General features: G+C 73.4%; 13 protein-coding genes. 12 read left to right on the top strand and 1 reads right to left on the bottom strand.

Translation table 11 applies throughout. The features are described from left to right. From AB0J06_RS25445 to AB0J06_RS25390, 12 genes are all read left to right on the top strand, one after another. On the top strand, window positions 1-759 hold a 759-nt coding region (locus AB0J06_RS25445), incomplete at its 5' end, for a hypothetical protein (protein ID WP_357432057.1). A gap of 1 nt (window position 760) precedes the next feature. Beyond that, window positions 761-2437: a lipid II flippase MurJ gene (locus AB0J06_RS25440; RefSeq protein ID WP_357432055.1), complete on the top strand. Its 1677-nt coding sequence runs from the start codon at window positions 761-763 to the stop codon at window positions 2435-2437. Beyond that, a complete protein-coding gene (locus AB0J06_RS25435) occupies window positions 2434-3654 on the top strand; it encodes a glycosyltransferase family 4 protein (RefSeq protein ID WP_357432053.1) in 1221 nt (406 codons plus the stop codon). Before AB0J06_RS25440 ends, AB0J06_RS25435 begins: the two co-directional genes overlap by 4 nt. Continuing rightward, on the top strand, window positions 3654-6062 hold the full coding sequence (locus tag AB0J06_RS25430; protein WP_357432051.1) for a hypothetical protein: 2409 nt from the start codon (window positions 3654-3656) through the stop codon (window positions 6060-6062). Before AB0J06_RS25435 ends, AB0J06_RS25430 begins: the two co-directional genes overlap by 1 nt. A 140-nt stretch (window positions 6063-6202) precedes the next feature. Further along, window positions 6203-7969 (top strand): CTP synthase, encoded by a 1767-nt coding sequence (locus AB0J06_RS25425; protein WP_357432049.1) that lies wholly within the window; start codon window positions 6203-6205, stop codon window positions 7967-7969. After that, the gene (locus tag AB0J06_RS25420) at window positions 7966-8571 is read left to right on the top strand and encodes an NUDIX hydrolase (RefSeq protein WP_357432047.1); all 606 of its coding nucleotides are present in this window, start codon (window positions 7966-7968) and stop codon (window positions 8569-8571) included. Before AB0J06_RS25425 ends, AB0J06_RS25420 begins: the two co-directional genes overlap by 4 nt. 367 nt (window positions 8572-8938) lie before the next feature. Further along, the gene (ald, locus tag AB0J06_RS25415; RefSeq protein WP_357432045.1) at window positions 8939-10054 is read left to right on the top strand and encodes an alanine dehydrogenase; all 1116 of its coding nucleotides are present in this window, start codon (window positions 8939-8941) and stop codon (window positions 10052-10054) included. Continuing rightward, window positions 10051-11046 (top strand): site-specific tyrosine recombinase XerD, encoded by a 996-nt coding sequence (locus AB0J06_RS25410; protein WP_357432059.1) that lies wholly within the window; start codon window positions 10051-10053, stop codon window positions 11044-11046. Before ald ends, AB0J06_RS25410 begins: the two co-directional genes overlap by 4 nt. Window positions 11047-11224: 178 nt before the next feature. Then, window positions 11225-12154 carry a ParA family protein gene (locus AB0J06_RS25405; protein WP_357432043.1) on the top strand — a complete coding sequence of 310 codons (930 nt, stop codon included), beginning with the start codon at window positions 11225-11227 and terminating at the stop codon, window positions 12152-12154. Window positions 12155-12320: 166 nt separating this feature from the next. Further along, window positions 12321-13520 (top strand): ScpA family protein, encoded by a 1200-nt coding sequence (locus tag AB0J06_RS25400; RefSeq protein ID WP_357432041.1) that lies wholly within the window; start codon window positions 12321-12323, stop codon window positions 13518-13520. After that, entirely contained in the window at window positions 13517-14425 is a 909-nt protein-coding gene (scpB, locus tag AB0J06_RS25395; RefSeq protein ID WP_357432039.1) for an SMC-Scp complex subunit ScpB, read from the top strand. Before AB0J06_RS25400 ends, scpB begins: the two co-directional genes overlap by 4 nt. Next, window positions 14412-15152, top strand: a complete 741-nt coding sequence (locus tag AB0J06_RS25390; protein ID WP_357432037.1) for a pseudouridine synthase — start codon at window positions 14412-14414, stop codon at window positions 15150-15152. Before scpB ends, AB0J06_RS25390 begins: the two co-directional genes overlap by 14 nt. Here AB0J06_RS25390 and AB0J06_RS25385 read toward each other — a convergent pair. After that, window positions 15133-15509, bottom strand: a 377-nt coding sequence (locus tag AB0J06_RS25385) for an EamA family transporter (RefSeq protein WP_357432035.1), incomplete at its 5' end; no start/stop codon positions are given. The two genes, AB0J06_RS25390 and AB0J06_RS25385, sit on opposite strands and share 20 nt — an antisense overlap.

Genomic DNA, 15509 nt, shown 5'->3' with positions numbered 1-15509 from the left:
GGCGGACGCGATCTCCGGCGTGCTGCGCTCCAGCCACCGGGCGGACATGCCGCTGAGCGACGCGGTGAAGCTCGCTCTGCAGGCGCTGAGCAGAGCCCCGCCGCCGGCGCCGCCGCGCTGGTCGCGGGACTCGGGTCGGGGGCGGTCGGCCTCTACGACGACGTGGTGGGTGCGCGGCCGGAGCAGAAGGCGGCCAAGGGCTTCGCCGGGCACCTCGCGGCCCTGTCCGAGGGGCGGGTCACCAGCGGGCTGGTGAAGATCGCCGGCGTGGGCGCGGCGGGAGTCGCCGCGGCCGCCCTGCTCGCCGCCGATCCGACCGTACGGGCCGGACGCCGCCGCCGCGGCCGGCTGGCCCGCGCCACCGACCTGCTGCTCGGCGCCGGTGTCATCGCCGGCACCGCCAATCTGCTCAATCTGCTGGACCTGCGCCCCGGCCGGGCGCTCAAGGCCGGTGTGCTGCTCGGTGCCCCGCTGCTGCGCGGTCCCGCCGGTGGGCTCGCCGCCGGACCGGTCGGCGCCGCCGCCGGTCTGCTCCCCGCCGATCTCGACGAGCAGATCATGCTCGGCGACGCGGGCGCCAACGCGCTCGGCGCGCTGCTCGGGGTGGCGCTCGCCGCCCGCACCGGGCCGCTGGGCCGGGCCGGGATCCTCGCCCTGGTCGCCGCGCTGACGGCGGCCAGCGAGAAGATCAGCTTCACGCAGGTGATCCAGCAGACGCCCGGCCTGCGCGAGTTGGACGCGCTGGGTCGGCGCGACTGACATGGCGGCTCGGGCGGAGCCGGGGAGTCCACCCCGCCTCCCCGGCGTGGGTCGCGTCGCCGGGGCCGCGGCGCTGATCGCGGTGCTCACGGTGGTCGCCCGGCTCGCCGGGTTCGGCCGCACCGCGGTCTTCATCTGGGCGGTCGGCCCGACCCATCTCGGCGACGTCTACACGGCGGCGAACACCGTCCCCAACATCATCTTCGAGATCGTGGCCGGTGGGGCGCTGGCCAGTCTCGTCGTACCCCTGCTGGCCGGCGCCGTCGCGGTCGGCGACCGGGCCGCGGTCGCCGCGACGACCTCGGCCCTGCTGACCTGGACGCTGACCCTGCTCGTCCCGCTCGCGGTGCTGGTCGCGCTGGCCGCCGATCCGATCGTCGGCCTGCTCGCGAAGTCCGGGACGCCCCCCGAGCAGCTCGCCGCGGGCGCGCGGATGCTGCGGGTCTTCGCCCCCCAACTGCCGCTCTACGGCGTGGGCATCGTGCTCACCGGGGTGTTGCAAGCGCACCACCGCTTCGCGTGGCCGGTCATCGCGCCCCTGCTCTCCAGCGTCACCGTGATCGGCACCTACCTGACCTTCGCGGTCGCGCAGGGCCGCCGCGCCGACCTGCCGACGGTCGGTCCCGGCGGCCAACTCCTGCTCGCGGTCGGCACCACGCTCGGCGTGGTGGTGCTCTCGCTGTGCCTGCTCATCCCGCTGCGCCGGCTGCGGCTGCGGCTGCGCCCCGGCTACGCGTTCCCCGTCGACGCCCGGCGGGCGGTCGGCGCGCTCGCTCTCGCCGGTGCGGTCACCGTCGGCGCCCAGCAGATCGCCGTGCTGGTCACGCTCAAACTTGCCTGGGGCGGCCCGACCGGCGCCGTCGTGCTCTTCACCTTCGCGCAGACGGTCTACCTGCTGCCGTGGGCGGTGCTCGCCGTGCCGGTGGCCACCGCGGCGTACCCGACGATGTCGGCGGCCCGGGCCGTGGGCGATGAGGAGCGCTATCGCGCGACGGTGGCCCCGGCCACCCGGGCGATCGTTCTGCTGAGCTGCCTCGGGGCCGCCGGGTTGGTCGCGATCGCCCGACCCGCCGCCGACCTTCTCGTCGCGTCACACCAGTCGGCTGTCGCGGCGGCCGGGATCGCCGGGTTCGCGCCGGGTCTCATCGGGTACGGGCTCTTCGCCGTGCTGTCCCGTGCGCTCTACGCCCGCGGCGAACCGCGCCCGGCCGCGACCGCCACCGTCGCCGGCTGGTTGACCGCCGCGGTCGCCGCTCTGGCGCTCAGCGGTCTGCTCGCCGCGGAGCACCGTGTCCTCGCGCTGACCCTCGGCAACTCCGTCGGCATGGTGGTCCTCGGCGGGTTGCTCATCATGGTGGTGCGCCACCGGGCCGGCCCCTCGGTGCTGGCCGGGCTCGGCCGCGCCGGCCTGGCCGGACTTCTCGCCGGCGCGGCCGCCACCATCGCCGGACTGGCCGTCACCGGATGGTTCGGGGCGGTGTGGCACGCCACCCCGACGCGCGGCGGTTCGCTGTTGCAAGGCATGCTGTCCGGAGTCGTCGTGGTGTTGGTGTTCCTCGGTGTCGCATACCCGCTGGACCGCCACGACGTCCGCCCGATGACCGCGGCGGTCGGCCGGCGGCTGCGCGGCGCGCTGCGCCGGGGCGGCCGGAACGGAAAGGAGACGGGGTCGCAGTGAGCGAGGCGACGCAGGCGGGCTGGGCCGGCGCGGTGGCCCTGGTCCTCGCATCGAGCACCGGCGGGGTCGGACAGCACGTCGCCTCCCTGGCCCGGGGCCTGATCGCCGGCGGCGCCACCGTGACCGTGTGTGGCCCGGCCGCGACCGAGGAGCAGTTCCGCTTCACCGCCACCGGGGCCCGGTTCGTGCCGGTGGAGATCCCGGCGAACCCGACCCCCGCCGACGCCCGCGCCGTCGCCGCGCTGCGGCGCGTGCTCGCCGCCCACATCGATCTCGTCCACGCCCACGGCCTGCGCGCCGGTCTGGTCGCGACCCTCGCCCGACCCACCCAACCCCTCGTCGTCACCTGGCACAACTCGGTGCTCGCCGGCGGACTCCGGGGCCGGGCGTCGCGCCTGGTCGAGCGGGTCGTCGCCCGCGGCGCGCGGATCACGTTGGGCGCGTCGGCGGACCTCGTCGAGCGGGCGAACGAGCTGGGCGCCCCCGATGCCCGGTTGGCGCCCGTCGCCGCCCCGCAGCTCGCGCCAGCACGGCGCAGCCGGGCCGCCGTACGGGCCGAGTTCGGCGTCGCGCCCCAGCAGCCACTGATCCTGTCCGTCGGGCGACTGCATCCGCAGAAGCGGTATGACGTCCTGGTGGACGCCGCCGCCTCGTGGCGGGAGCTCAGCCCGCGTCCCGTCGTCGTGATCGCCGGAACCGGACCGAGCTATCTGACGCTGGCCGCGCGCATCTCCGCCGCCCGCGCCCCGGTCACCCTCCTCGGGCACCGCACCGACATCGCCGACCTGCTCGTCGGCGCCGACCTCGCGGTCGTCACCAGCGACTGGGAGGCGCGGCAGCTTTTCGCCCAGGAGGCGCTGCACGCCGGGGTGCCGTTGGTGACCACCGCCGTCGGCGGGCTCCCCGAGCTGGTCGGCGACGCCGCGGTGCTCGTACCCGCCGGGGACGTGGCCGCCGTCGACCAGGCCGTTCGTGCGCTGCTCGCCGACGATCAGCGTCGTGCCGACCACGCGCAGCGCGGCCGCGCGCAGGCCGCGACCTGGCCGACCGAGACGCAGACCGTCCGCGGGGTCCGGGACGTCTACGCGGAGCTGGCCCCGGCCGGGCGGACCCGGGCGGACCGGACCGGCGACGGTGAGCAGTGCCACCGGGCGCAGGCACCGGCCCGCGCCGGCGACCCACCGTCGCGGGCGCAGGACGGCGGGGGGCGAGGCTGATGTCGCGCCGGATCATGCCGTTCCTGCTCGCCGTCGCGATGCTCGCCACCGGCTTCGCCGCGCTGGTCCAGCGCCCCGCCGCGGGCACCCCCAAGCGCACCGTCGACTACGTCGTCATCGCCGGCGTCGCGGGCTTGCGCTGGGACGATGTCGATCCGGTCGCCACTCCCACGCTGTGGCAGATGGCTGAGCGGGGCTCCATCGGGTCGCTGTCGGTGCGCTCCGCGCAGCAACCCACCTGCCCGATGGACGGCTGGCTGACGCTCGGCGCCGGTAACTACGCGGCCTGGAACGGGCTTCCGGTCACCGGCCAGTGTCCGCCGCTGGATGTCGCCGTCGAACGACCGGACCGCATCGGCGCCTATCTGCACGACCAGCGGGCCGCCGTGCGTCACAACCAGGAGAAGCTGCGGTGGGGCGCGGTGCCGGGGGCGTTGGCCGAATCGGTGCGCTGCACCGTCGCGGTCGGCCCCGGGGCCGCCATCGCCGCGGCGCGCCCGTTCGGGCGGGTCGACCGCTACCAGCCGTCCCTGCCGCGGGACCCGACCGACCTGCTGGCCTCCTGCGTGCTCAGCATCGTCGACCTCGGCACCGTCGCCGGCGACGATCCGGCGGCGCGCGCCGCCGCCGCCCGCCGCGCCGACGCGGCGCTGGCCCGGGTGCTCGCGGCCCGCCCTGACCGGTCCCTGGTGATGGTGGCCGGTGTCTCCGACACCGATCAGGCGTCCCGCCTGCACGTCGCCGTCGCTGACGGGCCCGGATGGGACCGCGGCTGGGTCACCTCGGCCAGCACGGGACGCGCCGGCTATCTGCAGTTGGTCGACCTGGCCCCGACCGCGCTCGCCGCGCTCGGCCGGCCGACCCCCGAACGGCTGTTCATCGGCAAGGCGGCCACGATGGCCGACGGACGACCGCACGACCTCGCCGCCGCCATTGCCCGCCCGGCCGACGCCGACCAGGAGGCGCGCGCCCAGCGTCGCGTCGCGATGTGGTTCTTCGCGCTCCTCGCCGGCGTGCAGTTGCTGCTCTCCGTCGCCGTCGTGCCGCTGCTGCGCCGCGCGCGGCGGTACGCCAAACCCGGCGATCCGGCCCCGGCACCGAGGTGGCTGCTCTCCGCCGTCGAGGTCCTGCTCGTCGCCGCCGCGCTGGCGATCCCGGCCGCGCTCGTCGCCGATGCGGTCCCGTGGTGGCGCACCGCTCACGCCGGCCTGGTCTTCGGCGCCGTCACCGTGCTGGTCCTCGCGCTCGCGACGGTTGCCGTGCGCTTCGCCCGGCACTACCGCACCACGCTCGGGCCGATGGGCCTGGTGGCCGGGCTCGCCGCGATCATCGTCGGCGCCGACGTGCTCACCGGCGCGCGACTGCAGCTCAACGGCGTGGCCGGATACTCGGCGCTGGAAGGCGGGCGTTACGCCGGGATCGGCACCGTCGGGCTCGGCGTGATCGTCGCGGGCACGCTGCTCGCGGCCGGCTGCCTGGCCCAGCGGATCCGGCGCAGCTGGCGCCCGGCCGTGATCGTCGCCGTCGGGGGGAGCGGCGTGATCGTGGTCGGTAGCCCGTACCTCGGCGCCGACCCGGTGGGCGCGATCGCCCTGACCGCGGGGGTGAGCGTCGCCGCCGCGATCAGCACCGGTGGCTGGTTGACCTTCGCCCGGTTCGCCTGGGCGACCATCGCGGGGCTCGCGGTGACGGCCGGATTCGCCGTGCTCGACCTGCAGCGCCCGGCCGCCGAACGGGGCAGCCTCGGGCGGTTCCTGACCGCCGTCGGCGACGGCACCGGCGGACTGACGGTGCACCGTTCCGGCGCCTCGAACATGGCGGCCCTCGGTGGCAGCACGCTGAGCCTGCTCGCCATCATCGCCGCGGTGCTCGTCTGGTTCGCCCTGCTGCGGCCGTGGGGAGGGCTCAAGCGGCTGTTCGGCATCTATCCCGCGATCCGGGCCGGGATGGCCGGGGTCGCCGTGGCATCGCTGATCGGCGGGGTCCTCGGCGGGTCCGCGCTCAACGTCGCCGGCGCCGCGGCCGCGCTCGCGGTGCCGATGGCGACCCTCGCCTCGCTCCGTGTTCTCGATCACGCCACCGACCGCACCCATCCGCCGCTCGTACCGCCGGAGATCCCCTGGCCGCCCCGCGACGACGCGGTCGCCGGCCCGGTCGCGGGCTCGGCGGACGGGGGGAGGGGCGCGCCGGTGGCGACCAGCGCGGACGCCTCCGCCGGGCCCGCCGAAGACCTTCCGCGGACGCGACCGGCGGCAGAGCGTCCCATGGCGGAGCGGGGCGTCGGGGCATCCGACACGACGGCGGCCGAGGGCGATCCGCCCCCGGCCGTACCGGCTGCGCCGGCCGGCGCCGGTGGGTCCATCGCCCGCCAACCCGGGTCGGCGGATGTCGCGGCGCCGTCGCCGTGAGTGATATCGCCTGCCGCCGGCGGGTGCGAGCGCTAGCTGCTCCCGGTTGGTGTTAGCGTGGAATCCCGTGGATCGCGCCAGACGATTTATTCATCGACGCGCCGGTCTGCATCACCAGACGACGACCACGGGAGCAGGCGTTGGCCCCTTCAGCACGGACGACCAGGCACATCTTCGTCACCGGGGGCGTCGCCTCCTCGCTGGGTAAGGGCTTGACCGCCTCCAGCCTCGGCAACCTGCTGACCGCGCGGGGGCTCCGGGTCGTGATGCAGAAGCTCGACCCGTACCTCAACGTCGACCCCGGCACGATGAACCCGTTCCAGCACGGCGAGGTCTTCGTGACCGAGGACGGGGCGGAAACCGATCTCGACGTCGGCCACTACGAGCGCTTCCTCGACCGCGACCTCTCCGGCAAGGCCAACGTCACCACCGGCCAGATCTACTCGGAGGTCATCGCCAAGGAGCGGCGCGGCGAGTACCTCGGCGACACCGTCCAGGTCATCCCGCACATCACCAACGAGATCAAGGCCCGGATCCGGGCGATGGGCGATCCCGACGAGAGCGGCCGTACGCCCGATGTGGTGATCACCGAGGTGGGTGGCACGGTCGGCGACATCGAGTCGCTGCCGTTCCTCGAGGCGATCCGGCAGGTCCGCCACGACATCGGCCGGGACAACTGCTTCTACCTGCACGTGTCGCTGGTGCCCTACCTGGCGCCCTCCGGTGAGCTCAAGACCAAGCCGACGCAACACTCGGTGGCGGCGCTGCGCAACATCGGCATCCAGCCCGACGCGATCGTCTGCCGTTCCGACCGGGAGATCCCCGACACCCTCAAGCACAAGCTGTCGCTCTACTGCGACGTCGACCGCGAGGCGGTCATCGCCGCCCCGGACGCGCCCAGCATCTACGACATCCCCAAGGTGCTGCACCGGGAGGGGCTGGACGCCTACGTCGTACGCCGCCTCGGGCTCTCCTTCCGGGACGTGGACTGGACGCGCTGGGACGACCTGCTGGACCGCGTGCACCACCCGCACCACACCGTGACCGTGGCGCTGGTCGGCAAGTACGTCGACCTGCCCGACGCCTACCTGTCGGTCAGCGAGGCGATCCGGGCCGCCGGGTTCGGTCACCGGGCCCGGGTGCAGATCCGTTGGGTGCCCAGCGACGACTGCGTGGACCCGGCACGGGCCGCCGCGGCGCTCGCCGGGGTGGACGGCATCGTGATCCCGGGCGGCTTCGGCGTGCGGGGCATCGAGGGCAAGATCGGCGCGGTGCGGTACGCCCGCGAGAACCGCATCCCGCTGCTCGGGCTCTGCCTCGGGCTGCAGTGCATGGCGATCGAGGTGGCCCGACACGTGGCCGGCCTGGCCGAGGGGAACTCCACCGAGTTCGACGAGAACGCCGAGCACCCGGTGATCGCCACGATGGCCGACCAGGAGGAGATCGTCGCGGGTAAGGGCGAGATGGGCGGCACCATGCGGCTGGGCGCCTACCCCGCGAAGCTCACCGAGGGGTCGATCGTGGCCGAGGCGTACGGCGCGACCGAGGTCAGCGAGCGCCACCGGCACCGCTACGAGGTCAACAACGGCTACCGGGACGCGCTGACCAAGGCCGGCCTGCAGATCTCCGGCACCTCGCCGGACGGACGGCTGGTCGAGTTCGTCGAACTCGACCGCGAGCTGCACCCGTTCTTCGTGGCGACCCAGGCGCACCCGGAGCTGAAGAGCCGGCCGACCCGCCCGCACCCGCTCTTCGCCGCGTTCGTGGGCGCCGCGGTCACCTACTCGTCGGCCGACCAGTTGCCGGTCGAGCTCGGTGCGCCGGCGGTGTCCGGCGAGGAGACGCGGAGCGCCAGCCGGACGGGACGCAACGGCGCGAAGGCGGCGAAGGCGGCCACGGCGTCGTGAGCATCGGCGAGGAGATCTACCAGGTACGCGGACGCGAGGAGCGGTTCCACGGCCGGGTCTTCTCGGTCGTCACCGACCAGGTCGCCATGCCGGAGGGCCGGGTGGTGGCCCGCGACTACCTGCGGCATGTCGGCGCGGTGGGCGTGGTGGCCATCGACGAGCACGACCGGGTGGCGCTGCTGCGGCAGTACCGCCATCCGGTCGGGCGCCCGTTGTGGGAGCTGCCCGCCGGGCTGATCGACGTCGCGGGGGAGGAGATGCCCGCGGCGGCGCTGCGTGAGCTCGCCGAGGAGACGGATCTGGTCGCTGAGCGGATCGAGCTGCTGGTCGACCTGCACACGTCGCCGGGCTGCTCCAACGAGCTCATCCGGATCTACCTCGCGCGGGGTCTGTCGTCGGTGGCGGAGCTCAACCGGCACGAGCGGCGGGACGAGGAGGCCGGGATGCAGCTCGGCTGGTTCGACCTGGACGACGCGGTGGAGATGGTGTTCAGCGGAAAGATCACCAACGGACCCTGCGTGGCGGGCCTGCTGGCCGCCGCGCGGTCGCGGGCGCAGGGCTGGGCGTCGCTGCGTCCGGCGAGCGCCCCGCTGCCGAGCTGACACGGGAACGCCCTGCCGGTCCGAGGGAGTGTCCCTGGACCGGCGGGGCGTTCGAGGTGACGGGTCAGTCGCGCAGCGGCCGACCCTGGCCGTCGACGCCGCGTCTGTCCCGCGTGCCACCCACAACATGGGACCTCGTGTGCGAACAATGTACGTACGTCCCATGAGCGGGTCCCGCGTTCGACCGATCTCTCCGGGCTGACACTTCGTCAGCGCGGAGGCTGACCGGCTGTCACGATGACGCCCGCTCGGCCGCCGGCCCGGTCTTAGACTCGCCGCCGGCGGGACTGGCGAACCGCGGTGGCAACGGAGCCACCGCGCGCCGAGCAGCCGGGGAGCGGTAGCCCCGGAGAGAGGTGTCTGCATCGTGAAGGTCGGAATCCCCCGCGAGATCAAGAACCACGAGTACCGCGTGGCGATCACGCCAGCGGGTGTGCACGAGTTCACCCGAAGCGGTCACGAGGTCTTTGTGGAGTCCGGCGCGGGTGTCGGCTCGTCCATTCCCGACGAGGACTTCGCCGCCGCCGGTGCCACGATCCTCGGCAGCGCCGACGAGGTGTGGGGCACCGCTGATCTGGTGCTCAAGGTCAAGGAGCCGATCGCCGAGGAATACCACCGGATGCGCGAGGGGCAGGTGCTTTTCACCTACCTGCACCTGGCCGCGTCGAAGGAGTGCACCGACGCGCTGATCGACCGCAAGGTCACCGGCATCGCGTACGAGACGGTGGAGCTGCCGGACCGGTCGTTGCCGCTGCTCGCCCCGATGTCCGAGGTGGCCGGTCGGCTCGCCCCGCAGGTCGGCGCCTACCACCTGATGCGTTCCGGTGGCGGCCGCGGCGTGCTGATGGGCGGCGTCCCCGGCGTCTACGCCGCGAAGGTCGTCGTCATCGGCGCCGGCGTCTCCGGCATGAACGCCGCCGCGATCGCGCTCGGCATGCAGGCCGAGGTGCTGCTGCTGGACAAGAACATCGCCCGGCTGCGCGCCGCGGACGCGGACTACCGCGGCCATCTGCAGACCGTGGCGTCCAACGCGTACGAGATCGAGCGGGCGGTGCTCGACGCCGACCTGGTGATCGGGGCGGTTCTGGTGCCGGGCGCGAAGGCCCCGACGCTGATCTCCAACGAGCTGGTCTCCCGGATGAAGCCGGGCAGCGTGCTGGTGGACATCTCCATCGACCAGGGCGGCTGCTTCGAGGACTCGCGTCCGACCACGCACGCCGACCCCGTCTACAAGGTGCACGACTCGGTCTTCTACTGCGTGGCGAACATGCCCGGCGCGGTGCCGCACACCAGCACCTACGCGCTGACCAACGTCACCCTGCCGTACGCGCTGGAGCTGGCGAACCGTGGCTGGCGCGAGGCGCTGCGCCGCGACCGCGCGCTGGCGCTGGGGCTCAACACCCACGACGCGCAGGTCACCTACGGGCCGGTCGCCGAGGCACACGGCATGACCAGCCTGACGCTGGAGGAGGTCCTGAGCTGACCACCAGCGCGCCGGAGCGGACCGGTGACGGGGCCCAGCCGTCACCGGTCCTGCGGCGTGCCGTCAGCACGTACCTCGACCATCTGACCGTCGAGCGGGGACTGTCGGCCAACACGCTCAGCTCGTACCGCCGGGATCTTGATCGTTATCTGGCGACGCTGGCCGTGACGGGCGTGACCGACCTTGTCGGCGTCTCCCCGACCCACGTCGCCGATCACGTCGCACGGCTGCGCGAGGGGGATGGGAAGCATCCCCCGCTGTCGGCCGCGTCCGCCGCCCGCGCGGCCAGCGCGGTGCGCGGGCTGCACCGCTTCGCCGTCCGCGAAGGACTGGCCGCCCAGGACGCCAGCCGCGACGTCCGCCCGCCGTCGGCGCCGCGCCGCCTGCCGAAGGCGCTCGATGTGGCCGAGGTGGAGCGTCTGTTGGAGACGGCCGCGCCGGACGCCGCGTCCGGGGCGGGTGCCCCGCTGCTGCTGCGCGACCGGGCACTGCTGGAGTTCCTGTACGGCACGGGGGCGCGGATCTCGGAGGCGGTCGGGGCCGCCGTCGACGACCTGGATCTGGGGGAGGGGACCGCGCTGCTGCACGGCAAGGGCGGGCGCACCCGGCTGGTGCCGGTCGGCGGGTACGCCAGCGCCGCGCTCGACGCCTACCTCGTGCGGGGCCGTCCAGCGTTGGTCGCGGCGGGGCGTGGCACGCCGGCGGTGTTCCTCAACTCGCGTGGCGGACCGCTGTCGCGGCAGAGCGCGTGGGCGATTCTGCGGCGCGCGGCGCAGGCGGCGGGGCTGCCGGTGGAGGGGGCCCGGGCGGTGTCACCGCACACGTTGCGCCACTCCTACGCGACGCATCTGCTCGACGGCGGCGCCGACGTCCGTGTCGTGCAGGAACTGCTGGGCCACGCGTCCGTGACCACCACCCAGATCTATACGTTGGTCACGGTGGACCGGCTGCGCGAGGTCTACGCCACATCGCACCCGCGGGCCAGGGGCTGATCCGCAGGTCGGGGAATCGACACGCCGGGGCGGTGCCGGCCCGTGCGGTGGCTCGTGGCGTACAGTCGGGCATCGGCGCGGGCCTCAGGGTTCGGCAAGCGAGGCTCGATGCGGCAGTGCCGCTGGAGACGCCGATGGCTCCGACGTCGCGCAGTCGTCGGGAGGGGGCGCACACGACATGGCTGGCAACAGTGACCGTGCAGAGTCCTGGACCTCCACGCTCCGGGAGCAGCAGTCCGGATTGGATCTCGGCGGTGATTTCGGTCCCGCCGATCCCGCCGCGTACACCATGCGTAAGCCCATCCCGGAGCCGATGCCGACCGATCGCCACGGTCCGGCGCGCATCCTCGCGCTGGCGAACCAGAAGGGCGGGGTCGGTAAGACGACGACCACGATCAATCTTGGCGCCGCGCTGGCCGAATACGGTCGCCGGGTGCTGCTCGTCGACTTCGACCCGCAGGGCGCGCTCTCGGTCGGGCTCGGCGTCAATCCGCACAACCTGGACCTGTCGATCTACAACCTGCTGATGCAGGACGACGTCAGCGCCGAAGACGTGGTGATCAAGACCGACGTCGCGGGGCTGCATCTGCTGCCCGCCAACATCGACCTGTCGGCGGCCGAGATCCAGTTGGTCAACGAGGTCGCCCGGGAGATGGCGCTGGCCCGGGTGCTGCGTTCGGTCCGCAAGGACTACGACTACATCCTGATCGACTGCCAGCCGTCGCTGGGGCTGCTCGCCATCAACGCGCTGACCGTCGCGCACGGCGTGCTCATCCCGCTGGAGTGCGAGTTTTTCAGCCTGCGCGGGGTGGCGCTGCTGCTCGACACGATCGACAAGGTCCGCGAGCGGCTCAACTTCGACCTGGAGCTCGAGGGCATCCTCGCCACCATGTACGACAGTCGCACGACGCACTGCCGGCAGGTGCTGCAGCGCGTGGTGGAGGCGTTCGGCGACAAGGTCTACCAGACCGTGATCACCAAGACGGTCAAGTTCCCCGAGTCCACCGTGGCCGGTGCCCCGATCACGACGATGGACCCGGCCTCCTCGGGGGCGCGCAACTACCGGCAGTTGGCCCGCGAAGTGATCGCCGCGCAGGCCGAGCGCTAGCCGCCGGTGCGGCACGGCGATCCTCGGGCGGCCCGCGTCCGCCGACACCTGCTTCTGATCATGCTCGATTCCCGCCCGACGGTCGTGGCCAGGATCGGGCGTGTGTGACCTAACCGGCCCGCCAGCCCTGCGGGATTTGGCCGGCGGCGTGCACTACGGTCAGCGCGTGACCGTCCCGTCCGCGGAAGAAGCCGCACCTCAGCAACCGGATCGGTTAGCATCCGCCGCCGACCCGGCGGATGCGCTCCCCGCTGCCCGCACGGCGGACGGGCGTCCCGATCCGGGCACGACGGAGGGCGCCGAGCCGGGCCCGGGGCAGCCCCGGCCGGGGAGCGACGACCCCGCCCCGACGCCCGACGGTGACCCGGCGGCCGCCGGCGCGCCGCCGTCGTCCGGCTTCACCGTGCGGCTGGCCAACTTCACCGGCCCCTTCGACCTGCTGCTGCAGCTCATCGGCAAGCACAAGCTCGACGTGACCGAGGTGGCGCTGCATCAGGTCACCGACGAATTCATCGCCTATATCCGGGCAATGGGGGATGACTGGGACCTCGACGAGGCGAGCGAGTTCCTCGTGATCGCCGCGACCCTGCTCGACCTCAAGGCGGCCCGGCTGCTGCCCGCCGCCGACGTGGAGGACGAGGAGGACCTGGCGCTGCTCGAGGCGCGCGACCTGCTCTTCGCCCGGCTTCTGCAGTACAAGGCGTTCAAGGAGGCCGCGGCGCACATCTCCGCGCTGGAGTCGGTCGGCTCCCGCCGCTATCCGCGGGCGGTCACGCTGGAGCCGCGCTACTCGGAGGCCCTGCCGGACCTGGTGCTCGGCATCGGTCCGGCGCGGCTGGCGAAGCTCGCGCTCAAGGCGATGACCCCGAAACCGGTCCCGGTCGTCTCGATCGATCACGTGCACATGGTCCGGGTCAGCGTGCGCGAGCACGCCACCGTGCTGCGGGACCGGCTGCGGGACATGGGCGTCGCCACATTCCGGGTGCTCTGCCTCGACTGTGAGTCCACCCTTGAGGTGGTGGCTCGGTTCCTGGCCCTGCTCGAGCTCTACCGGGAAGGGCTGATCGGCTTCGACCAGGTGCAGGCGCTCGGGGAGTTGACGGTGCGGTGGACGGGCGGCGAGAGCGGCAGTGAGCTGAGCGTCGACGAGTACACGGGCTCGCCGGTCGAGTCGGAGCCGCCGCCGGCCGGGGAAACCCCACCGGGGCAGGACCGGCCCCCGACCGCCGCCACGCCCGCGGCGGAGACGGACGTGGGGGAGAGCGGCGCCGGGGATGATGGCGCCGGGGAGAGCGGCGCCGGGGAGACCGACGCCGAACGGGACGCTGACGACACCGACGAGACGAACAAGGAGCTGCCGAGGTGACCAGCGACGAGCACCGCGATTCCCTCGCCGACCAGGCCGCGGCCTGGGTACCGCCATGGGAACGCGCGCCGGTGAGCACGGCGCCGCAGCGTCACGAAGCGGAGCCCGAGGCGCGCACCGAACCGCAGGCGTCCGTGGCGGCGGAGGTGTCCCCGGAGCCGGAAGCGTCCGCGGACGAGTCGGCGGCGACGCCGGCAGATGAGCCAGTGGCGTCCGAGCCCGTCACAGCGCTGCCGCTGCCGCGTACGCCGGGGGAGGACCGGCCGTCCGACGTACCCGTGCCGGAACCGGCGGGTCGCGCGGAGAGTGAGCCGGCCGCGCGGGACGGCGTTCCGGACTCGTCCGACCCGGCGTTGATCGACGACGCGGAGTTCCGCGGCGCGCTGGAGGCGATCCTGCTCGTCGTCGACGAGCCGGTCGCGGAGATCGTCCTCGCGCAGGTGCTGGAACAGCCGACCGAGCGGGTCGCGGCGATGCTGCGGGCCGTCGCGGCGGATTACACGGCGGCCGGCCACGGCTTCGAGCTGCGTCGGGTGGCGGGCGGCTGGCGCCTCTACACCCGTCCCGAATACGCTTCGTACGTCGAGCGGTTCGTCCTGGACGGCCAGTCGGTGCGGCTGACCCAGGCGGCGCTGGAGACGCTCGCGGTGGTTGCCTACAAGCAACCGGTGACCCGCTCGCGTGTCTCCGCGATCCGGGGTGTCAACTGCGACGGGGTGATCCGTACGCTGGTCACCCGCGGCCTGATCGAGGAGTGCGGAACGGAGCCGGAAAGCGGCGCCTTCCTCTACCGCACGACCACCCTGTTCCTGGAGAAACTGGGGCTGAACACGGTCGACGAACTCCCCCCGCTCGCCCCGTTCCTGCCCGACAACGTGGAAGAGATAGCAGATGCCCAGCGATGACAAACCCGAGACCGAGCGACTGCAGAAGGTCCTGGCCGCGGCCGGAGTCGGCTCGCGCCGCGCGTGCGAAGACCTGATCTTCCGTGGGCGGGTGAAGGTCAACGGGCGCGTCGCGCGGCTCGGCGACAAGGTCGACGCGGCGACCGCCGAGATCTTCGTCGACGCCCAGCGGGTGGTCACCGACGTCAACATGGTCTACCTCGCGATGAACAAGCCGCGCGGCGTGGTGTCGACGATGGCCGACGAGAAGGGGCGGGCGGCGTTGGCCGACTTCCTCGGCCGGGTCGAGGAGCGGGTCTACCACGTCGGCCGTCTCGACGCCGACAGTGAGGGGCTGCTGCTGCTCACCAACGACGGCGACCTGGCCAACCGGCTGATGCACCCGTCGTACGAGGTGCCGAGGACGTACTGGTGCGAGGTCGCCGGTCCGCTGCCACGCACCGTCGGGCGTCAGCTCCAGGCCGGAGTCGACCTGGAGGACGGGCCGGCGAAGGTCGACTCGTTCAAGCTGCTCGACACGTTCGGAAAGACCGCCCAGGTGGAGGTGGTCCTGCACGAGGGGCGCAAGCACATCGTGCGGCGGCTCTTCGACGCGCTCGGCCACCCGGTGACCCGGCTGGTGCGTACCGCGATCGGTCCGATCCGCCTCGGCGACCTGCGTCCGGGCCGCACCCGGCGGCTGACCAACTCCGAGATCGCGGCGTTGTTCAACCGGACCGCCGACTGAGGCGGGCCGCTTCGGTCACCGTCAGCAGCATGCCGAGCGCGATCAGCCCCGCCCCGGTCGAGGCCAGCGGGGTCACGGTCTCGTCGAGGAGGAGCAGGCCGAGCAGGGTCGCGGTGAGCGGTTCGGTCAGGGTCAGGGTGGTCGCCAGCGCGGGCGCGGTCGAGGCGATGCCGCGGATCCAGATCAGGTACGGCAGCACGGTCGCCCCCACCGCCAGGTAGGCGACCACGCGCAGCCCGTGCGGGTCGGCGAACCAGCCGGCCGTCGAGCCGAACACGCTGTCCCGACTGGTCGAGGAGCTCGGCAAGCCGGATATCGGGATCGCGGCCGGCGCCGTCCGGCTGGCCGACGAGCCGG

The organism is Micromonospora sp. NPDC049679 (assembly GCF_040659735.1).
In the GTDB taxonomy this organism is placed as follows: domain Bacteria; phylum Actinomycetota; class Actinomycetes; order Mycobacteriales; family Micromonosporaceae; genus Micromonospora_I.
The sequence above is the reverse complement of the archived record's forward strand: the minus strand, read 5'-3'. Positions and strand labels throughout refer to the sequence as shown.